Here is a 20,947-nt window from a genome sequence, read left to right as displayed (position 1 = left end):
GGCATCTGGATATTGGGGAGTGGGGGTGTTGGGGGTTATTAAAAAGAGTTAAAAGGTCTCTTATGACCTTCCCAGATGCCCACATCCTAGTCTACCTCATGATATATATAATTAAAGTCTATTCGTTTCTCCAGGAAGTACCTTCACAGCGACTGTAAGTTTTTACTGCTAGTGTTTCTATATTACGTACAAAATAGTTTTTCTAAGTATTATTTAGTAGAGCAGAAGGGAACGGAAAGGATACTGTGATATTTGTAAGTGAAAAGTAAATCCTAGAGAACTCCAGTTTCCTGTGAGCCTGAGATAAATTCGAGATATAAAGTCTGTTTTGAGTGGATTTCAAAAATGTTCATAGCTGACAATATAATTACAAGATCTTTAAAACCGAGCCGGCTGAGCAAAAGTAATACTACTTTATAACAAGTCAGCCCCCCTTGAACATAGCTCAGTATCTTAACCATAACTCAGCCCTCTGAGTGAAGTGTTGAACCGCAACCATTGCGCCGTTTGGTCACGCCTACCATGTTGTTGCTGAAGTTTTCGGTCAAGCCTTTTTGAAAAGGGTTGCGGTCAAACCTTTTTTGAAAAGGGTTGCGGTCAAACCTTTTCAAAAAAGGCTTGTGATCAAGCCGGATGGAGGTTGAAGGATAAGACTCTCAAAACCAAACATTGCCCGGGATTTTCGCTCAAGTTTTTATTAAAAAGACTTGCAGAAAAGCAGTTTTCTGAATAGGCTTACGGAACTCGGGCTGCAGAGCCGTAGCTCTGCTGGAAAAACATTTATTATGCCTTGTGATATAAAATTACTCACGAATAACAGCTAACCTAACCAGAAACGGGCCGCTGATCTATTGGCAAAAGACAAACGCATAAGGTTTCCATCGGGCTCATATCAGGCTTTTTATGAAGGCATTCACTATAAGATAGACCCTGAAAATGACGTCGTGGAAATGACCCAGAACTTAAATCCAAGATATAGCCCTGAAAGCATGGAAGAAGCTTTTAATCTGGTAAATAAGCTTGGAGTAGAGGAAATTCAAAAAAGAGCCAGGTTATTCTCAAAACTCTTCATTCTTTCAATTTTGTTATTCCTGATTTTGATGTTTTTCCCTGCTCATTTCTTTGCAAAATCCGAAAGCTTTCTTTTATCAGCCGGAAGATTCCTAACGATTGTGTCAGAAATTGTTTTCCTTTATATGTTTGGTTATTACAGAGCCATAGCAAATTATTGTACAGACTCATACTGCGAGAAATGCGGGAAGTATTTAGTTTTTGAGGAATTTCAGGCTCCACTCGTAACAGAAGAAAGCAAAATCGATGCTTATACAAAAACCCTGACACAATACTGGCACTGCATAAACTGCGGATATGAAGATATAAAAGTTGAACCTCAACCCATAGATCACTATCACGAAAAAAGGCAGGGCAATTTAAAAGAAGACACCTGCGAGGAATGCGGGGAAGAGCATGCAATAGAAGAATATAGAAACACGGATGTATTAAATTACATTCTCAAAAAGAAAATAAGGTACTTTAAATGCAGAAACTGCGGCTACCATGAAATTAGACTAAGTAAAAGGTTCAGAATTATTAAATAATTATAATTCTCTAACTTTCTATGCAATTGATCACGCCAACTATGTTGTTGCTGAAATTTTCGGTCAAGCCTTTTTTGAAAAGGCTTGTGCCACAACCGTTGCTGGCTGATCATGCCGCTTCTTGGAGTTTTTACTCAAGCTTCTTTTCAAAAGGCTTGCAGGCAAGCAGTTTTTAAAGGCTGAGAGACAGACAGTTTTCCTTTTTTGATCAAACTCTTTTTAAAAGTTTGTAGTTACAACTGTCTGGATAATTTTGCATATTTATATACAGAATAATCTTTTCTACTTGAGGCTTCAGAGCACAATTCTCAGTAGTTTCGTTATAGTTGCAGTAGTTTTGTTATCTCAGGCCATATATGTCAACTTATTGTAAACGGAAACATTTATCATATAGTAAACAATATGATTCGATACTGATTTGCATAAAACAAAGGGTTAACAATAAAGGAATTTACCTGCTATTCACTAAAAGAATTACAAGTTTAGTAATAAATCCACTAACGAATTCAGTAAGGGAATCAGTAGCGGATTTTATGGTAAGTTAATAATCAGTTCAGCAGCAACTAAGGTCTGAGCTGTACACAATGAGGATTTATTTTATGAGTAGAAAAACCGTTTTTCCAAAAGTAATGTGTACCCAGCATCCGGACTCGGCGTCAAAATATATTGCAACGCAGGAAGAGCCGGAAGAAGCTATAGAGGCTGCACAGATATTCGGCTGTGATGAGTACATGCCGGATTATGAAGGGAAGGCAACTCCCTACCATCAGAATGTCCAGATTGTATCAAAATTCATAGAAGAAACAGACCTGATCCCAGGAAAAGATATTTTTATCACTCCTCGAGCTCCGAGTGCGGTTCAGGAAAACCGGTTCAGGCAGCTCATGGTTATGATGTCAATTGCTGAGGCTAATCACAATGCTCTTGAATACTCGGATGTTCAGGCAATCAATGAGTTTGTGCACCCCATGACAGACAGCGTCAGGGAAATTATTGGAGCTCAACAGCATATGGTAGACGTAAGTGAGCTTGCAAAAAAGGAATTCGGTTTCTCAATGGAAGTCCCTCGTATAATTCCTCTCATAGAAGATGCTCCTGCGCTGCTGCATGCAAAAGAACTTGCAGAAAATACGATTCTTGCCTGGAAAGGACACTTCGGGACAGTTCCTGAGAAATTCAGGGTGTTTCTGGGTAAATCCGACTCTGCTCTCTCTTTTGGGCACATTGCAAGCACGCTTTCATGCAAATACGCAATAAACGGGATCTGCGAACTAAATTCCGAACTTGGCACTCAAACTGGCATTATATTCGGAGCAGGAACACTGCCTTTTAGAGGACATCTTGACCTGAAGAATGCAGAGAATTTTTTCAGGGAATACCAGGGAGTAGGGACCATTACTCTCCAGTCCGCGCTCAGGTACAGCCATAAAAAAGGGGACGCTGAATCTCTGGTAAAACTTGCAAAGGCCAGGCTGCCTGAAACGCCTGAACTCTTTTCCGTCGAAGAAAAAGAAGAAATAATAAACCTTATTGGGATATTTGGGGCAAGCTACAGCAGGATTATCAGGCAACTGGCTCCTACGATAAACCAGATAGCTGACCTTCTTCCACAGCAGCGGGATCGTCTTATGCACAAAGGTACAGGTGGCTATTCAAGAAGTGCTCCTGATATCTCAGGCCTGGTTAACCTCTGCCGTACCGATATAGGAAAAGAGCTTGAAGCCAGTATGCCTTCTGAAGACCTTCAGCTTCCAAGGGCAATCAAGTTTACAGGCGCTCTTTATTCCATAGGCCTGCCTCCGGAATTCATAGGGACAGGTCGTGCTCTTGAAGAAGCCCGGGAAAAACTCGGAGAAGCTGCCTGTGAAAACTTGCTTACAAAATACTTCCCCTCCCTTGCAGGTGACCTGAAGTTTGCATCAGGATATCTGGATCTCAATGTAGCTTCCCGCTTCCTATCAAGTGAATGTCTGAAGGAAGTCCGCAAAGATTTCGATATCCTGCATGAGACCTTTGATCTTGAAACCAGCCCAGAACCTTCATACCGCATCTTGGTAGAAATGATGCAGCCTGACCTCCTGCAGGCAGGAAGTAAAGGAAATTGTATGGACGAGGAAGTTTCCCAGCTTGTATGCTCGACACTCACAAAAATGGGAAAAATAAGAAAGGCACTCGGTTAAGTAATTCCATCTCCGAACGGTTAACTTTCTTTTTTTTCTTTGTATTTATTCAGCGTACGAAAAATAGGCTTACTGATATTGATATTAAGGTTTCATAACCGTAGAATTATCAACTGTACAAAACCAAAAAGCACGAGCAGTAGCAACAGTTGTGAAAAATTAATTAATTAATTAATTAATTAATTAATAGGATTTTGCCCATTTTAGATTTAAGAAGATGCCTATTGAGATTGTTTTTCCTACGCTGAGTAGTTACCTTTCTTTTTATTTTTTTCAGTTCAAGTACTGCTGATTCCTTAACTTCGCTTCTTATCAAAGTTTGCCCCTGGTTATCAGCCTGTTCTGTGACATTGTCATCTTTTGAGCTACTTTTTGCAGGTACGGGAGTTTGAGCCGTTTTCTGGAACAGTAACACCGGTAAGGCCGTTTCTGGAACAGTAACACCGGTAAGGTCGCTACTGAGATTTTTACTAAACTCCCAATTGAACAATAGAAATAGACTTGTCATAACTTGTTTCATCCATCAGTCGTCTCTCCTCTTTTTAGAATATCTTATTGAAAAACCAGCACGTAAACAGAAAATTTTTATTAAGGTTAAAAAGTCAATTCAAAAACATTTATTTTTACTAACTGTTATAATATGAACTGTATAATATCATTCAAAAGAAAAATCATGATTTAAGATAGTGGAACTTACCCCCCTTAATGTGAAAATTCGTAAAAAAGAGCAAAAGTTAAAAATAAACGGGAATAACTGAGTACACGACAAAAAAATCACAAAACCACTAACTGAGAGGCACAGGATAGACAGCGTATCCCTAAAAAATATGAGAATCATTTCCATGTGCTTGCTCTTTCCATGCATTCCAACCTCCATGATTTAGAGGAATAACAATGATCACAGGTGAACTGAAAAACAAAATCGACCGCATATGGGACACTTTCTGGTCCGGCGGCATAGCCAACCCTCTCGAGGTTATCGAACAAATTACCTACCTGCTATTTTTACGGAGGCTGGACGACCTCCAGACGCTTGAAGAAAACAAATCAGTCCGCCTTAAACGCCCTATGGAACGCCATATTTTTCCTGAAGGCGGGGACGAGAAAGGCCGATCTTACGAAGACCTGCGCTGGTCCCATTTCAAGAACTTTACTCCGGCAGAGATGTTTACAATAGTCAGCGAACATGTTTTCCCCTTCCTGCGGACCCTGGGCGGAGACGACTCAACCTATGCCAAACACATGGAAGGCGCCCGCTTCACCATACCCACGCCTGCCCTGCTTTCAAGAGTGGTGGACCTTCTTGACGATGTGCCAATGGAAGACCGTGATACCAAAGGCGACCTCTACGAATACATGCTCAGCAAGATCGCAACCGCAGGGCAAAACGGCCAGTTCAGGACCCCTCGCCACATTATCCGCCTGATGGTAGAGCTAACTTCCCCGCAGCCGACAGACATCATATGCGACCCTGCATGCGGGACAGCCGGATTTTTGATGTGTGCAGGCGAATACCTGAGGGAACACTACCCGAATATCCTGCACGACGAAAAGCTGAAACAGCACTTCCACCAGAATATGTTCCACGGCTTTGATTTCGACCATATCATGCTCCGCATAGGCAGCATGAATATGCTCCTGCACGGCGTGGAAAACCCGGACATCCGCTACCGCGACTCTCTTGCCCAGGACTATTCCAGCGACGAAGAAGCTTATACTCTTGTCCTTGCAAATCCTCCTTTTGCCGGCTCGCTGGACTATGAGAGCACTTCTAAGGAACTCTTGAAGGTCGTCAAGACCAAAAAGACCGAACTGCTTTTCGTTGCCCTTTTCATGCGCCTTTTAAAGCCAGGCGGACGGGCGGCTGTTATCGTTCCTGACGGCGTGCTTTTCGGCTCAAGCAAAGCCCATAAGGAGCTTCGCCGCATGCTTGTTGAGGAGCAGAAGCTTGACGCGGTTGTCTCACTTCCGGGCGGCGTTTTCAAGCCATATGCCGGCGTTTCAACTGCTATCCTCCTTTTCACGAAAACAAATTCGGGAGGCACGGACCATGTCTGGTTCTACGATATGCAGGCCGACGGCTGGAGCCTTGACGATAAACGGAGCCCGCTTTTGAGCGAGGATAAACTGGGCCCTGTCCCTTCAACCGGGCTTAACGAAGACGAACACGCCAAAAATAACCTTCCTGACGTCCTTGCTCGCTGGCAGGAGCGCAATAACAGTGAACTTAAACGCGCCAGGACCGAGCAGAGCTTCTGCGTGCCAAAAGCCGACATCGCAGCCCAGGGTTACGACCTTTCCCTCAACCGCTACAAGGAAGTTGTGTATGAAGAAGTGGAATACAGAGCCCCGAAAGAGATACTTGAAAGCCTCGCAAAGCTGGAAGTGGAGATTCAGCAGGGGATGAACGAACTGGAAGGGATGTTAGGATGAGTCCTCTTATAACAGTAGAGGAAGCCTGTGAGATTGTCACAGACGGCACCCATTATACTCCAAAAAATACAGGTAATGGAATTCCGTTCTTGACAGTAAAAGATGTTACAGACTCAGAGATGGATTTTGTCAATTGCTCGTTCATCACCACAGAAGATTACATTGCAGCAAAAGAAGGCAATTCTGCACCACAAAAAGGTGACGTTCTTTTCTCGAAGGATGGTACTGTAGGAAAGGTTCACGTTGTTACAACGAATAGGCCATTTGCAGTTCTATCTTCATTGGCGATTTTAAGGCCAAAAAAGAATACAGTTGACTCTATGTATTTTGGACATGTTTTACGCTCACCTACAGTGCTTGAAGATGCACTAAAGCGAAAAACTGGTTCCGCAATTCGGAGAATAATTCTTTCAGACCTTAAAAAAGTGAAGATTCTCCTTCCTTCGTTAGAGGAACAAAAGAGAATTGCAGATATTCTGGACCGTGCGGAGGCTCTTCGAGCTAAACGCAGAGCTATCCTTGCCCAGCTTGATGAACTTGTTCAATCTATTTTTATAGATATGTTCGGTGACCCTATAACTAATCCAAAGGAATGGGAAATTTGCTCAATTGGAGCTTTGCTTACGGATGTCACTAATGGCTTAACTCGAAGGCGAAAAGGATCAGATGAAGGTACAGATATAGTTCTTCGCCTTCGCGATATTCGTGAAGGTTGGATTGATTTTAGTGATGTAAACCGAATATCTCTTAGCTACCAAGAATCAAGTCGATATAAAATATCAGTCAATGATCTTCTTTTCATTCGTGTAAACGGGAACCCTGACTATGTTGGACGATGTGCGTTATTCGAAGGGTTTAGTGAACCTGTATATTTTAATGATCACATTATGCGTGTGAAAACAGATCAATCAAAAGTAGACGGAAAATTCCTTGTATACATGTTAAATGGACCTCGTGGTAAAAGAGAAATTGCCTTACATAGGAAAACATCAGCTGGCCAGCATACAATAAATCAAGATGGTTTGGGTAAGATTGAAATTCCTCTTCCACCCCTCAAAATACAACAAGAGTTCGCCTTCCGAACTGCTTCAATCGAAAAATTAAAAACAGTTCACAAAGCCTCGCTGGCAGAACTGGATGATCTTTTTTCCTCTCTCCAGTACCGGGCTTTCAGGGGGGAATTAGAACATGAAAGCCACTGAAGCCAAATTGCTTGATTTTCTCAGAAAATCCCCTCAATTTGTGATTCCCATATACCAGCGCACTTACTCGTGGACTGAAAAAGAGTGTCGTCAGCTATGGGACGATATTCTCCGCACAGGCAATAATGATGATATCTCAGCTCACTTTGTTGGTTCTATTGTCTACATAGAAAAAGGGATTTATCAGGTGTCAAGCCAGTCTCCTCTGCTCGTAATCGACGGACAGCAGCGCCTGACAACAGTAACATTGCTGATAGCTGCTCTTGCCAGAGCGCTTGAAAAACTGGATGAGAATAATCGCGAGCCTCTTGAAGGATTTTCTCCTCGCAAACTTCGAAATTATTATCTGCTCAACCCTGAGGAAGAAGGGGAAAAATATTACAAACTTATCCTTTCTCAGACGGATAAAGACTCGCTTACCTCTATTGTCTCCAACAGAGAGCAGCCAAAGGAGTTTTCTCTGCGAGTAACGGAAAATTTCAAACTTTTCGAATCATGGATTGCCGGATGTAAAGATGATCTAACTCCTCTGTGTAAAGGGCTGGCCAAACTTATAGTGGTTGATATCGCGCTCAATCGCGATCAGGACAACCCGCAGCTCATTTTTGAAAGCATGAACTCAACGGGCAAGGAACTCAGCCAGGCTGACCTGATCCGCAACTACATCCTTATGGGACTGGAACCGCAATTACAGACAAGGCTTTATGAACAGTACTGGCGGCCAATGGAAGTGGATTTCGGACAGGAAGCCTACAGTGAGCAGTTCGACGGTTTCATGCGCCACTATTTGACTGTTAAAACAGGAGAGATTCCCAGAATAGGGGAAGTCTATGAAGCGTTTAAGGTTCATGCTAATTCCACAAAAACGGCACAGGCAGGAGTAGAAGCGCTTGTAGCCGACATCCGGACCTTTTCCCGCTACTTCTGCGCTATGGCTCTCGGAAAAGAGACAGATCCTGATTTGAAACTTGCCTTCCACGACTTACGCGAGCTTAGAGTAGATGTAGCTTATCCATTCTTGCTCGAACTCTATCACGACTATGCAACCGGAATGCTGTCAAGGGAAGACTTTGTTGCAGCAGTTCGGCTGATCGAATCCTATGTGTTCCGGCGTGCTATCTGCTCTATTCCCACAAACTCAATGAACAAGACCTTTGCAACCTTTTCCAGATATCTAAAAAAGGACCATTATCTCAAAAGCATTCAGGTACACTTTTTTCAGTTGCCATCATATCGCCGCTTTCCAAACGATGAGGAGTTCAGGCGTGAATTGAAAATCCGAGACCTCTACAACTTCCGAAGCCGCAGCTATTGGATCAGACGTTTGGAAAACTATGGACGTAAAGAACGTGTGCAGGTAGATGAGTATACTATCGAACATATAATGCCACAGAATGAGAATCTCTCCACAGCCTGGAAAACAGAACTTGGCACAGAATGGAAACGAATTCACGAAACGTGGCTGCATACCCTTGGCAACCTCACACTCACTGGTTACAACTCAGAATATAGTGACAGGTCCTTCACAGAGAAACGTGACATGCCTGGCGGTTTTAAAGAAAGCCCTCTCAAGCTCAATAAAGGGCTTGGTCAGCTCGACCAGTGGAATGAAGAGACTATTAAAGAAAGGGCAAGCAGGCTGGCAGAAATAGCTCTCAATGTATGGGCAATGCCAAAACTGACTAACGATACCTTTGAAGCGTACAGGCCAAAGGCTACAGCATCTGGTTACACAATTGAAGACCATCCATACCTGTTAACGGGAACAGTGCATGAGCTTTTCGAAGCCTTCCGCAAGGAAGTATTGGCTCTTGATCCCTGTGTAACCGAGGAGTTTCTCAAGCTCTATGTCGCCTATAAAGCTGAGACTAACTTTGTGGATGTAGTCCCACAAGCTAAACGGCTGATCCTGTCTCTCAATCTGCCTTTTTCTGACATAAACGACCCAAGAGGGCTCTGCAAGGATGTTTCCGATGTCGGTTGTTGGGGGAATGGCGACGTAAAAGTCGGCCTCGGATCACTGAATGAACTGCCCTATGTAATAGGTCTGGTGCGGCAATCTTTCGAACACCAGATGAGTAACGGAGGATATTAATGACCAATTTTGCCTTTCTCGAAGCCGAATGGCCTTCTTTGTATGAGGCAGCCGAAAAAGCCTCAAATGCAGTTTATCCTGACCCTCGCACTGCCTGTTTTTACGCTCGCAGGGCTCTGGAACTGGCTGTGCAGTGGATATATAAGTACGATTATTCACTGCTCCTGCCGTATCAGGAAAATTTGAGTGCTCTCATTCATGAGCCTACATTCAAAAAAGTTGCGGGAGAGGCAATCTTCAACAAAGCACGTATCATTATCCGGCTTGGAAACGAGGCTGTGCACAGCAACAGTTCCATTCAGGCATATGATTCAGTGACAGCCGTGAGTGAACTTTTCCACATTACCTACTGGCTGGCACGCACCTATGCGCGAAAAGAAAAGCCTGAGCCCGGGCTGAGCTTCAACCCTGATGACCTTCCAAAAACAACAGTCCCGAAGCAGACAATAGAACAGCTTCAAAACCTGGAAACCAGCCTCCGGGAAAAAGACGAAAAACTCTCTGAGCTCCTGGCCGACAAATCCGCAATGGACGAAGAACTAAAACGCCTGCGTGCCGAAGTTGCAAAAGCAAAAGAAGCTTCAGCCCTACAGCCGGACACACACGATTATTCCGAAGCTGAGACTCGCGACTACTTCATTGACCTCCTGCTTAAAGAAGCCGGCTGGGCCCTTGACAAAGACCAGGACAGGGAATTTGAAGTCTCAGGCATGCCAAACGAAAGCGGGGTCGGTTTTGTAGACTATGTGCTCTGGGGAGACGACGGAAAGCCCCTTGCCCTCGTTGAAGCAAAGCGCACTACCAGAGACCCGCAGGTCGGCCAGCAGCAGGCAAAACTCTATGCCGACTGCCTGGAAAAACAATTCGGGCAGAGGCCGGTGATCTTCTATTCAAACGGATACGAAAACTGGATCTGGGACGATTCCAGGTATCCTCCAAGACAGGTACAGGGTTTCTACAAAAAATCCGAACTTGAACTCCTTATCCAGCGGCGCAGCAGCCGCAGGTCTCTTTCCGAAGCTAAAATTAACTCAAAAATTGCAGACCGCTACTATCAGACTCGTGCCATCCGGCGCATAGGAGAATCCTTTGAACATGACAACGACAGAAAAGCTCTGGTAGTAATGGCAACAGGCGCTGGTAAGACCCGTACAGTCATTGCACTCTGCGACCTTCTCATGCGCTGCAACTGGGTCAAACGCGTGCTTTTCCTGGCTGACAGGGTAGCTCTGGTCAACCAGGCAGTAAATGCCTTCAAAAGGCACCTTCCAGACTCCGCACCTGTGAACCTTGTAACGGAAAAGGACACCGACGGGAGAGTATTCGTTTCAACTTATCCGACAATGATGAAGCAGATAGAAGAAATGAACAACGGACAGCGCCGCTTTGGATCCGGGCATTTCGACCTTGTAATTATTGATGAAGCGCACCGTTCGGTTTTCAAGAAGTACAAAGCGATTTTCAACTACTTTGACTCTTTTCTTGTGGGCCTTACAGCAACGCCCAAAAATGAAATTGAACGAAATACCTACAGCCTCTTTGACCTTGAACCCGGTGTTCCAACCGATGCCTACCAGCTCGAAGAAGCTGTAAAAGACGGTTTCCTGGTTCCTCCAAAAGCGGTTTCAGTGCCACTGAAGTTCCAGCGCCAGGGGATCAATTACGACGACCTCTCAGACGAGGATAAAGAACAGTGGGAATCTCTGGATTGGGGAGACGAAGACGAAGAAATCCCTGAAAGGGTGGAAGCCGAAGCCGTCAACAAGTGGCTGTTTAACAAAGACACCGTAGATAAAGTGCTGGCTCACCTGATGGAACGGGGCCTGAAAGTCGCTGGTGGTGACCGCCTGGGCAAAACTATCCTCTTTGCAAAAAATCAGGCTCATGCTGAGTATATTGCCGAGCGTTTCAATGCCAATTATCCGAATTTTAAAGGCGAGTTTGCCCGTGTTATAACTTTTAAGACCGAATACGCCCAGAGCCTGATAGACAATTTCTCGGTAAAAGAAAAAGCCCCGCATATTGCCATCTCAGTGGACATGCTTGACACGGGGATCGATGTACCGGAGGTCGTGAATCTGGTGTTCTTCAAACTGGTGCGTTCCAGGACAAAGTTCTGGCAGATGGTAGGACGTGGTACTCGTCTGTGTCCTGACCTTTTCGAACCCGGAAAAGATAAACAGTTCTTTTATCTTTTTGATTATTGCCAGAACCTGGAGTTTTTCAGCCAGAACCCTGAAACCACTGACGGTTCACTTGGAGATTCGCTTGGTACGCGCCTGTTCAAATCACGTCTTGAATTACTCTCAGAGCTTGACCGAAAACTTGAATCTGACAGCGATTGTGCAACCGGTGCCGAGGCCTCGGAAATATACGGTGAACCAAAAACTGAAGCCGAAGTCCGCTTCTCGGTTGCCGAAACGCTACAAAATGAAATTGCCTCAATGAACCTGGATAACTTCGTAGTGCGTCCAAGGAGACGGTTGGTCGAGAAATACTCAAAACCCGAAGCCTGGATAAAACTTTCCAGCGAAGACCTCTCCGAGATTTCCCATGAGGTCGCGGGCCTTCCCTCGGAATTACAACCGGAAGCCGAGGAAGCAAAACGTTTTGATCTCTTGGTCCTGAACCTGCAACTGGCTTTACTGCGTGCCGAGCCTGCTTTTGAGCGCCTGAGCAATCAGGTCAGAGAAATTGCCGGTCTCCTTGAAGAAAAATCAGCCATCCCAATGGTACGTGACCAGATGGCTCTAATTCTGGATGTGCAGACCGATGAATGGTGGGAGAATGTAACGACTCCCATGCTGGAAACACTTAGAAGGCATCTACGTAACCTGGTAAAACTGATAGAAAAACACCACAGAAAACCGCTTTACACTGACTTCGAAGACGAAATAGGCAGCGAAACCGACGTGGAATTACCGGGCTTTGCTGAAGCCGGAGATTTTGAAAAGTTTCGCGCCAAAACCCGTGCTTTCCTTCTGGAACATCAGGACAACACGGTTATCCATAAGCTTCGGATGAATATTCCATTGACTGTAACTGATCTTGATGAGCTGGAGCGGATACTTTCAGAAAGCGGGCTGGGAGGCCCGGAAGAAATTGCCCGTGCCAAAGAGATGTCGCATGGACTCGGCCTCTTCGTGCGCTCACTCATTGGGCTTGATAGAGAAGCTGCAAAACAGTCGTTGACCACATTTCTGAAAGGTAAGACCCTGACTGCAAACCAGATAGAATTCATAAACTTGATTATTGATCATCTCACAGAACACGGAGCAATGGATGCTGCATTACTTTACGAGTCGCCATTTACCGACCTTACGCCACAGGGTCCAGATGGGCTTTTCACCTCAACTCAAATTGATGAATTAATAGATACGTTGGAGCAGATCACGGCAACAGCATTAGTGCCCCCATGTTCGCAACAAATTACTGCATGAAAATCTTTTGAGGTATTTTGGATAAGTAAGACTTTCAAGCAATGACAGGGAATTGATTTAACATCCATTTTGAATGAACTTAACAGGGGTTAAACATAGGGAAAATAAGAGATTTTTTAAAAAAGAGTCTTCGGAGTGAGTCGACTGAATTTTGTAAATAGCCGACTGAGTTTACTTCCGATTCAATTTATTAGTTGATTTTTAGTAAATCGATTATTACTGTATCAAGCCAGGAATTGAAATTTTTAACAGGCTCTTTAAGGCTTCACAGTGTCAATCAAATCCAGAATTCTCAGAGCAAGATGTGCACCGTTTGCTCCATTATCGATCCCTACGCTTCCGACAGGCACTCCCGGGGGCATCTGGGCAATCGAGAGCAGGGCATCGAGTCCACCAAGCTTTGCGCTTACTGGGACTCCAACTACAGGTCTTTTTGTTCTGGAAGCTACAACCCCGGGAAGGGCTGCAGATAAACCTGCAATTGTAATAAAGACTTTTGCGTCGGTACTTGAGATATAGCTTTCAAGTTCTTCAGGGTTCCTGTGAGCAGAGATAACCATTACTTCGTAAGTGTATTTGCTCTTTTCAAGCACGGATACCGCACGGTTGGCGATAGGCCTATCGGATTCGGAACCCATAATTACTGAGATATCAACCATTTTTAGTTTCTCCTGAGAAGTCAGGGCAGGCTTCCTTTGCCGCTTAACTCGTTTTGACGTTCGATACTCATCCTGATAAGAGTCTCAAAAATAGTCTTTATAGACCCAAGATCAAGGTTGAGCTCGGTTGCGGCATTTAAAGCTCTGTTAATTACAACCTCGTTTTGCTTCTGGTCATTTATCGAAGTTCCATTTATTCTTTTTGATTCAAGTACTCTTTCAGCCAGATTTACTCTTCTATCAATGAGGGCAAGAATTTCCCTATCAATTTCTTCGATTTCTCTGCGGACATCTTCAAGTTCGCTCAAATGAACCCCTCGTTTTATATGAAGAAGCGTAAAACCCCTGTGTCTTTACCCCAGGGGATATAAGCGTCAACTTCTCCCTATTCTTTTCAGTATTCTTTAACTTCATATAGACCATCGGATAATTTAATTAGATTAAGGTATGCGAAAACTAGGCAACCTTTTTCCATGAGTCTATCATCAGGCCCAGCAGGTAGTAGAAAAACCTTCGACTCTAGCTTGTAACTACGTAAAGCCGAAACGAGCGAAAGAGCAAGACTCAGTGCGAACGGTCCAGCCGGAATTAAAGCCTTTGGAGATGCCGATGGCCATCTATGAATTAAGAAGCCGCTAAGTTTTTAGCTTAGTGGCAGTTCACAAAGACATTGCGTCTCTGTTATTTATAGAGGTTTCTATAACCCTGCCTTCGATCCCACAGCTTTCCCAGGCCGACCGGAGCTCTTCGATCTGTTTTTCTTTGACAAGCGCAACATACGCCGGGCCTGACCCGGACAGACTTACCCCTTTTACTCCACATTCCAGGGCTCGAAGAATGCACTCGGTATCAAAGCCAAGAGCGCTGCAGTAGAGGAAACCGTTTAAAGTCATTGCTTTTTCATACTCTCCTGCGAGTGCAAGTTCATATGCCATATCTATATACGGAGCAATGAGTTCTGAACGTTTAACATTTGTTTGTGAACTGAACACTTTTCTGTTCGGCGCAAAAATAAGGACTTTTGAATTGTATTCTTCTCTTTTAATCAGTTTCAATTCCCGGTTATCAGTGATCACAACTCCGCCGAAAAAAGAAGCACAAGCGTCATCAAAAGACCCTGTTATGGTTACTTTTGCTTCTCTTGCAGCTTTTACCCCAAGTTTCACAGCATCAAGAGGAGGCATTGATTCTCCAATAGCGTTTAAGGTTGCCAGTACAGTTGCATTGGCAGCTGCACTGCTGCTCTTAAGCCCACCTGCAAGAGGAATATTGCTGCTTGTTTTTACCTTGCCCCCAAGTTTAATCTCGAAGTATTCGAGCACAAGTTCAACACACCTTTCAATAAGAAAAGTGTCTGCTTCAGGCATTCCCTCAATTGATCCTTGGACTTTTCTCTCGCGATCCGAGAGTTCCACTTCTGAATATGTTTTTAAGCCAGTTCCAAATGCCGCACCTTTCCAGGTTGCAAATGCCGCGATAATGGTTCCTGCTCCCGACGCGCAGGCGTGACCTTCGAGTATCATCATGCTCAGAATGCGCTGTTCTTTAATATTTTTTACTGCGTTCTTTCACAGAATCCAGGTCTCCTGAAACGCAGAGCTCTGCAACATATTCATAAAAAAAGCGTACATCCACAAATATAAATAGTAAAATTGAATCACGTATATAAAAAAATACTTCTAAGTACTATCAGAGAACGCTATCTGAATCAGGAATAAACAGTTCTAATTTAAGATCTAGCAGATTTAATCAAAAACGGGGAATCATTATCGAGACCAGGAAAGTACAGCAGACAGGTGGATCTACTTACATTATTTCCCTTCCTAAACAATGGGCTGAAAAAGTGGGAATCAAAACAGGCACGAGGGTTTCCATTCAGGCCCAGCCTGATGGAAAACTACTGATAAACCCCGTTATTGAAGGACGTTCAATCAAAACGAAAAGAATTGATGTTACAGGTTGTGGAGCAAAAGCACTTGAACGAGACATTATTGCTGCATATCTCCACGGATATGACATGATCGAGCTTTTTTCGGAAAGGATACTCGTCGAACAGAAGCAAACAATTCGGAGGGTATGCTACAAACTCATAGGTCATGAAATTACTGAAGAAAACTCAAACTGTGTAGTTATCCAGGACCTCCTTAACCCGAATGAACTTCCTATCAAAAAAGGCGTACAGAGGATGTTCCTTATTGCAGTGTCCATGCAAAAGGACGCGGTAAGAGCCTTTAAAACCATTGATCACGACCTTGCACTTGATGTAAGTCATAGAGATGATGAGGTTGACAGGTTATATCTCCTGATCTCCAAGCAGTTTCGCTCCATTCTCTGTGAAGGAGGAATGCCTAGCAACACAGAAACAAGTATAGAGGAATACCACGAGTTCAGAATGGCGGCAAGCCCGCTAGAAAGGATAGCCGACCACGCACAGAAAATAGCAAACACCGCCTTAAAGCTGCAAGAGCCTGTTAATGATAAGGTAATGGAAGAGATCGATAAACTCAATGCTGCTTATACGGAACTGGTAAAACAGTCAGTTGAGGCACTATTTGAAACAAATATTTCTCTTGCAAATCAAGTAATAGATAATGTTGACAACATGCGCGCATGGGTAGAAGAACTGCATGAATCTATTCTGAAATTGAAATCCAATGAGATTATGATTTCACTCGGGACAGTCGTAGACAGTTTATCCAGAATAGGAGACCTTAGTTCCAATATAGCCGAAATTGCTATAAACATGGCAATTCGAGACAGATGAGCAAAACTCTATCGGAGAAAACATAAGTTTTCTTCAATCTGAAAAAGTAAATAATAGGTATTTTCAGGTAAAAGTTCTCAAAAGTAATAAAAAAGTTAAATATATAACTAAGGCCTTAAATCGAGATAATAAGTTAGCTTTTAATGCTCTGAGTTGCTCAACAAATATATTAAAATTTATAAAAATGTTTTAGAGCTCCCAAAAGATATCTTGAAATATCTGGAGGAAAATTGAGCTGTAAAGATTATAAAAAGAATTATGTTAGGAAGGATATCAGAAGATATTCTAATAAAAACGATTTATATTTTTAAGATTGAATGAATAAAAATAGGAAAAAATATAAAGGAAAGTGCAGAACATCAGTGCACATATAAAAATTTAGTACTAACAAAAAGAGTTCTTGAGAGCTCAAAGTCTTCTGGATAACAAGCTTTTTATCTCTGAATAAAAAGCTTTTTTATTAATGTGGTGAGGGAATCAGGCGATAGAAAGCAATTTATTTATATTCTGGTGTTATTTCCATGGAGGCACTTTCTATTCTACCGTAGAAAGAACCTTAAACTTCCTATTTAGTCTCAAATATACTGGAAAGGAAAAACATCTATAATTTTCCCCAATCCCCTCAGTACGATAAATAGAAGTTACTTAAGTGCATGGATCAATAGATTAAAAATTTAAATATCAATCCGTAAAGGAAAGCAATCCGAGAAATCCTTAGGTACTATGCTTTTCCCAAAGGAGGGAAGCTATGAATATGTTAGAACGATTTAAGGTAAGCTTTTCAAAAATGTTCAATAAACTGTTCAAGAAAAAAGGAGCATGCATAGGAATCTACGGCCCCCCCAATGCCGGTAAGACGACCCTCAGCAATCGGATCCTTAAGGATTGGGTCGGAGCTGAAGAAACAATGGGTTCGGTTTCTCATATTGCTCACGAAACCCGGCATGCCAAGAGAAGGAACGCAATAAATATTGAGACCAATGGACACACAATCAGCCTCGATATTGTAGACACGCCCGGGCTTGCCACAAAAATCGATTTCCACGACTTTATGGAGCAGGGAATGAGTGATTCCGAATCCAAAAAACGATCTAAAGAAGCAACAGAAGGCGTAATCGAAGCTGTCAAATGGTTGGATGACCTCGACGGCGTCATACTTGTTATGGATTCCACTGAAAATCCCTATACCCAGGTCAACGTAACAGTAATAGGGAATATGGAAGCAAGAAACCTTCCACTTCTTATAGTAGCAAACAAGGTAGACCTTCCTGATGCCGACCCGTCTGTCATAAAGGAAGCCTTCCCCCAGCATCCTATGGTGCCGGTTTCTGCCCTTGAAGGAGTGGGAATGGACTCGTTTTATGAAGCTCTGGCAAAACAGTTCGGGTGATTTACATGCAGGGAATTCAGCTTGATTTGATATCCGAAGCCAGAATCTCTCAGATGGCTTCAATGGAAAAAGTCAGATACATAATCGATGAGGTACGAAAAGGTAAAATTCTAGTGCTTGAAAAGGGCCTGAACCCAATGGAGGAAGCAAAGCTTATAGAAATGACAATGTCAGCGATCCAGCCTGATGTTTTTTCGGGCATAGAGATGCAAAGTTATCCTGCAAATACGGACGGTTCATTTCTTGGTAAAATTTTCAAAAGACAGAGCAGTAAGAGACTTACGGTAATAGGGCCTGCAAACCAGCTCAAAACCCTTAAGAAAGATCGGAATCTCATAAGTGCACTTGTCTCTGCAAGTAAGTAAACGAAGTGGAAGCAATGTGTGCCCAGAAGACCCAAGACTCGGAAGTTATAATCTACCCTCCCCAGTCTCTAGGCTCCTTTGAGATGGGCAGGAATGACGTCAACTTAGTCTGTACTTACGGGAAAATCGCCGTATGGTTTGGACGGAAAGTTCCTGATTATATTATAGCGCAGGTACTAATCGGAATTTCAAAAGTTGACCAGTCTACAGTCCATGAGTTTGAAATTGTCTGCAGTTTTGATGAGATTACGGAATATGAGAGTAAAGGGTACACACTCGTGTCCTATGGAAAAACATCTGGTGGTTATCGCGTAAATTATAGTATTCCTTTTTCCAATAAAAAAGCCCTTTTCCACCTATCAAAATTTATACTTGAAGAGCTCCAAAAAGGAGAAACGCGTAAAGACTTTTATTGGAATGGGAATGACTGTGATATCCAGAGGCTCTATTACGAATTTAAAAATAATATTGAGAACTGGGAACTGAAAGCTATTAATTATAAAACTGAGTCGCAAACAAGCAGGTAAAACCTGAACTGCTGATATTACGGCAAAGTTAACAGAAGGCTTCCGAACTTTACCCTGAGATCCGACTGTAAATTTGAAAAAGGGTTTTGGTAAAGGTATTTCAGGAGCATTTTTCATATAACATAGAGGTAAATATTATTATTATTAACATAGACAGATAAATATCATTGACATAAGCAGGTAAATAAAATTTAATCAATTAATTATTATAGAATTAAGCATTTAACCAGGCACTTAACTCAATGTTTTTCGGAGAACTCATATGGAAAAAGTTCAGGTAAACGACTGCGAAGATGTACTATTATCAATGAAAATGATTTCAGTAAACCTCAGTGAGATAATTGATAAACTTGACAGAAAAAACATAAAATTGATGATCCAGAAAATTCTGGAAAGCAAAAGAATCTTTCTGATGGGGGCCGGAAGATCCGGGCTTGTTGCCAAAGCTTTTGCAATGAGGCTTATGCACCTCGGATTCAGTGTGTATGTGGTTGGCGAAACCACAACTCCTGCTGTCCGGCCGGAGGATGTAGTGATTGCCATTTCAGGGTCAGGAGAAACCCACTCTATAGCTGATCTCGGAAAAATAGTGAAAGATATTGGCTCAACCCTCATAACGGTTACCTCTAAAAAAGAATCCACACTCGGTAGAATCTCGGATGTTACTATGATTCTTCCAAGCAAGACTAAAAATGACTCTGATACATATGGCTACCTTGAAAGAAACATACGGGGAGGTTACAAAACCATGCCTCCACTGGGTACATCTTTTGAAATTACATCGCTTATTTTCCTTGACTCGATAATCTCTCAGCTTATTACGCTTACAGGCGCCTCTGAAGTCGAACTGAAGTCGAGACATACGAATATCGAATGAGAGAGCCTTAATCGCCAGAAAGCAGAAGGTACATAAAAATAATTAATTTATAGGGATACAGGAGAACCTAATTTGAAGGAAATAAAGTTTTCAGAGAACGTAGCCCGAATAGATACCTCAGGAATCAGGAAGATTTTTGAAGCTGCGGGCTCGGACGCTATCAACCTTGGGCTGGGACAGCCTGATTTTGACACCCCGGAGCATATTAAGGCCGCGGCAATAGAAGCTATAAACGAAGGCTTTACGGGTTATACGGTCGGTCCGGGAATTCCGGAGTTAAGAGAGGCCCTGAGTTCCAAGTTCCAGGAAGAGAATGGGTTCTCGGTTTCCCCTGAGGAAATAATTGTAACTTCTGGAGCATCGGAAGCTCTTACAATTGCCCTTGCAGCCCTTTTAAACCATGGGGATGAGGTCCTTATCTCAAACCCTGGCTTCGTTTCTTACAATGCACTGACCGAAATCCTTAGTGGTAAAGCCGTAGGTGTTCCCCTTGCCGAAGACCTTACTATGAAGCCTGAGGCCGTGCTTGAGAAAATCACTCCGAAAACCCGAGTCATCGTTCTTAATTCTCCTTCAAATCCCACAGGTACAGTCGCAAGCAGGGCAGATATAAAAGCCCTGGCTGAGATCGCAGATGACCACAATATAACCATTGTTTCCGACGAGGTCTATGAGTACTTCGTTTACGAAGGGGAACACGTAAGCCCTGCCAGCTATTCGGACAATGTGATTACCGTAAATGCGACCTCAAAGAGCTATGCCATGACCGGATGGAGACTAGGGTACGTGGCAGCCAGAAAAGACTACATAGGCCAGATGCTTAAGGTGCACCAGTACTTCCAGGCTTGCGCCAACTCAATCGCTCAGAAAGCTGCTTATGCAGCAGTGACAGGACCCAAAGACTCTATCAAGGCCATGCGAGAAGAGTTCAGAAAGCGCAGGGACGTGCTTGTAAAAGGGCTGAATGATCTAGGAATGGAATGTGCCCTTCCGAAAGGTGCTTTCTACGCTTTCCCAAAAGTCCAGAATTCCGCAGAGGTTGCCTCGAAATTTATCTCAAACGGTGTTGTTGTTACTCCCGGCACAGCCTTTGGAAGCGAAGGAGACGGACATATCAGAATTTCCTATGCGGCTTCAATGAAGGATATCGAAAAAGCCTTGAGCATCATGGAAAAAGTACTCTGATAATTCAGAGATACTACTCTAATAAAATATTCTGAGAAATAGTTTAAAATTCCGGAGAAAATACTCTGAAAAATCTTCAGAGATTTGTAGATTAAACACTTTTTCTCGGATTTTTACTTCTATTGAATTATTATTGGACTTTTATTTTTATTGGATTTCTATTTTTATTAGATTTTTATTTATGTAGTTATATATCAATCTCTATATCAATCCTTTATTACTTGACTTTATT

At 43.0% G+C, this 20,947-nt stretch carries 16 protein-coding genes; 12 read left to right on the top strand and 4 right to left on the bottom strand.

What is annotated here, in order from left to right; genetic code table 11:
• Positions 1 to 851 precede the first annotated feature (851 nt).
• Positions 852 to 1,598 carry a hypothetical protein gene (locus A9239_RS01835; RefSeq protein WP_048155034.1) on the top strand — a complete coding sequence of 249 codons (747 nt, stop codon included), beginning with the start codon at positions 852 to 854 and terminating at the stop codon, positions 1,596 to 1,598.
• A 599-nt stretch (positions 1,599 to 2,197) separates the two neighbouring features.
• Positions 2,198 to 3,778: a phosphoenolpyruvate carboxylase gene (gene ppcA / locus A9239_RS01830; RefSeq protein WP_048155031.1), complete on the top strand. Its 1,581-nt coding sequence runs from the start codon at positions 2,198 to 2,200 to the stop codon at positions 3,776 to 3,778.
• A 175-nt stretch (positions 3,779 to 3,953) separates the two neighbouring features.
• Here ppcA and A9239_RS01825 read toward each other — a convergent pair whose 3' ends face one another.
• Complete coding sequence (locus tag A9239_RS01825) at positions 3,954 to 4,298, bottom strand: hypothetical protein (RefSeq protein ID WP_048118930.1); 345 nt, start codon at positions 4,296 to 4,298, stop codon at positions 3,954 to 3,956.
• 374 nt (positions 4,299 to 4,672) lie between these two features.
• Here A9239_RS01825 and A9239_RS01820 point away from each other — a divergent pair, with 374 nt between their 5' ends.
• The 4 genes from A9239_RS01820 to A9239_RS01805 are packed head-to-tail and all read left to right on the top strand — an operon-like array spanning position 4,673 to position 12,948.
• Positions 4,673 to 6,211 (top strand): class I SAM-dependent DNA methyltransferase, encoded by a 1,539-nt coding sequence (locus tag A9239_RS01820; RefSeq protein WP_048155030.1) that lies wholly within the window; start codon positions 4,673 to 4,675, stop codon positions 6,209 to 6,211.
• Entirely contained in the window at positions 6,208 to 7,413 is a 1,206-nt protein-coding gene (locus A9239_RS01815) for a restriction endonuclease subunit S (protein ID WP_048155027.1), read from the top strand. Before A9239_RS01820 ends, A9239_RS01815 begins: the two co-directional genes overlap by 4 nt.
• Positions 7,400 to 9,508, top strand: a complete 2,109-nt coding sequence (locus A9239_RS01810; RefSeq protein ID WP_048155024.1) for a DUF262 domain-containing protein — start codon at positions 7,400 to 7,402, stop codon at positions 9,506 to 9,508. Before A9239_RS01815 ends, A9239_RS01810 begins: the two co-directional genes overlap by 14 nt.
• The gene (locus A9239_RS01805) at positions 9,508 to 12,948 is read left to right on the top strand and encodes a DEAD/DEAH box helicase family protein (protein ID WP_048155021.1); all 3,441 of its coding nucleotides are present in this window, start codon (positions 9,508 to 9,510) and stop codon (positions 12,946 to 12,948) included. Before A9239_RS01810 ends, A9239_RS01805 begins: the two co-directional genes overlap by 1 nt.
• Before the next feature lie 257 nt (positions 12,949 to 13,205).
• On the opposite strand, the gene A9239_RS01800 is transcribed toward A9239_RS01805, so the two are convergent.
• The 3 genes from A9239_RS01800 to A9239_RS01790 form a co-directional block, all read right to left on the bottom strand.
• On the bottom strand, positions 13,206 to 13,607 hold the full coding sequence (locus A9239_RS01800) for an AIR carboxylase family protein (RefSeq protein WP_048118934.1): 402 nt from the start codon (positions 13,605 to 13,607) through the stop codon (positions 13,206 to 13,208).
• A gap of 20 nt (positions 13,608 to 13,627) precedes the next feature.
• Positions 13,628 to 13,915 carry a chorismate mutase gene (locus A9239_RS01795; protein WP_048118935.1) on the bottom strand — a complete coding sequence of 96 codons (288 nt, stop codon included), beginning with the start codon at positions 13,913 to 13,915 and terminating at the stop codon, positions 13,628 to 13,630.
• Between the two features lie 351 nt (positions 13,916 to 14,266).
• Positions 14,267 to 15,130, bottom strand: coding sequence for a shikimate kinase (locus A9239_RS01790; RefSeq protein WP_048123045.1), 864 nt, complete (start codon positions 15,128 to 15,130; stop codon positions 14,267 to 14,269).
• A 245-nt stretch (positions 15,131 to 15,375) separates the two neighbouring features.
• On the opposite strand from A9239_RS01790, the gene A9239_RS01785 reads away from it, so the two are divergent.
• The 6 genes from A9239_RS01785 to A9239_RS18710 all read left to right on the top strand — a co-directional run bounded on the left by A9239_RS01785 (position 15,376) and on the right by A9239_RS18710 (position 20,715).
• On the top strand, positions 15,376 to 16,371 hold the full coding sequence (locus A9239_RS01785) for a phosphate uptake regulator PhoU (RefSeq protein ID WP_080941504.1): 996 nt from the start codon (positions 15,376 to 15,378) through the stop codon (positions 16,369 to 16,371).
• A 748-nt stretch (positions 16,372 to 17,119) separates the two neighbouring features.
• Entirely contained in the window at positions 17,120 to 17,761 is a 642-nt protein-coding gene (locus tag A9239_RS01780) for an Era-like GTP-binding protein (RefSeq protein ID WP_048118939.1), read from the top strand.
• A gap of 5 nt (positions 17,762 to 17,766) precedes the next feature.
• Complete coding sequence (locus A9239_RS01775) at positions 17,767 to 18,126, top strand: DUF2073 domain-containing protein (protein ID WP_048118941.1); 360 nt, start codon at positions 17,767 to 17,769, stop codon at positions 18,124 to 18,126.
• Positions 18,127 to 18,140: 14 nt separating this feature from the next.
• Positions 18,141 to 18,653: a hypothetical protein gene (locus A9239_RS01770; protein ID WP_048118942.1), complete on the top strand. Its 513-nt coding sequence runs from the start codon at positions 18,141 to 18,143 to the stop codon at positions 18,651 to 18,653.
• Between the two features lie 262 nt (positions 18,654 to 18,915).
• The gene (hxlB, locus tag A9239_RS18715) at positions 18,916 to 19,530 is read left to right on the top strand and encodes a 6-phospho-3-hexuloisomerase (protein WP_048155018.1); all 615 of its coding nucleotides are present in this window, start codon (positions 18,916 to 18,918) and stop codon (positions 19,528 to 19,530) included.
• A gap of 72 nt (positions 19,531 to 19,602) precedes the next feature.
• Positions 19,603 to 20,715: a pyridoxal phosphate-dependent aminotransferase gene (locus A9239_RS18710; RefSeq protein WP_048118947.1), complete on the top strand. Its 1,113-nt coding sequence runs from the start codon at positions 19,603 to 19,605 to the stop codon at positions 20,713 to 20,715.
• The last annotated feature ends 232 nt before the right edge of the window (positions 20,716 to 20,947 follow it).

It is taken from the genome of Methanosarcina sp. A14, assembly GCF_001729375.1.
Classification (GTDB): Archaea; Halobacteriota; Methanosarcinia; order Methanosarcinales; family Methanosarcinaceae; genus Methanosarcina; species Methanosarcina barkeri.
The sequence above is the reverse complement of the archived record's forward strand: the minus strand, read 5'-3'. Positions and strand labels throughout refer to the sequence as shown.

Excerpts from the sequence above, each read along its gene's own strand:
- A9239_RS01815 (WP_048155027.1), top strand. The coding sequence starts at position 6,208 with ATGAGTCCTCTTATAACAGTAGAGGAAGCCTGTGAGATTGTCACAGAC.
- A9239_RS01775 (WP_048118941.1), top strand. The coding sequence starts at position 17,767 with ATGCAGGGAATTCAGCTTGATTTGATATCCGAAGCCAGAATCTCTCAG.
- A9239_RS01805 (WP_048155021.1), top strand. The coding sequence starts at position 9,508 with ATGACCAATTTTGCCTTTCTCGAAGCCGAATGGCCTTCTTTGTATGAG.
- A9239_RS01810 (WP_048155024.1), top strand. The coding sequence starts at position 7,400 with ATGAAAGCCACTGAAGCCAAATTGCTTGATTTTCTCAGAAAATCCCCT.
- A9239_RS01800 (WP_048118934.1), bottom strand. The coding sequence starts at position 13,607 with ATGGTTGATATCTCAGTAATTATGGGTTCCGAATCCGATAGGCCTATC.
- A9239_RS01770 (WP_048118942.1), top strand. The coding sequence starts at position 18,141 with ATGTGTGCCCAGAAGACCCAAGACTCGGAAGTTATAATCTACCCTCCC.
- A9239_RS01780 (WP_048118939.1), top strand. The coding sequence starts at position 17,120 with ATGAATATGTTAGAACGATTTAAGGTAAGCTTTTCAAAAATGTTCAAT.
- ppcA (WP_048155031.1), top strand. The coding sequence starts at position 2,198 with ATGAGTAGAAAAACCGTTTTTCCAAAAGTAATGTGTACCCAGCATCCG.
- hxlB (WP_048155018.1), top strand. The coding sequence starts at position 18,916 with ATGGAAAAAGTTCAGGTAAACGACTGCGAAGATGTACTATTATCAATG.
- A9239_RS01790 (WP_048123045.1), bottom strand. The coding sequence starts at position 15,130 with ATGATACTCGAAGGTCACGCCTGCGCGTCGGGAGCAGGAACCATTATC.
- A9239_RS01825 (WP_048118930.1), bottom strand. The coding sequence starts at position 4,298 with ATGAAACAAGTTATGACAAGTCTATTTCTATTGTTCAATTGGGAGTTT.
- A9239_RS01820 (WP_048155030.1), top strand. The coding sequence starts at position 4,673 with ATGATCACAGGTGAACTGAAAAACAAAATCGACCGCATATGGGACACT.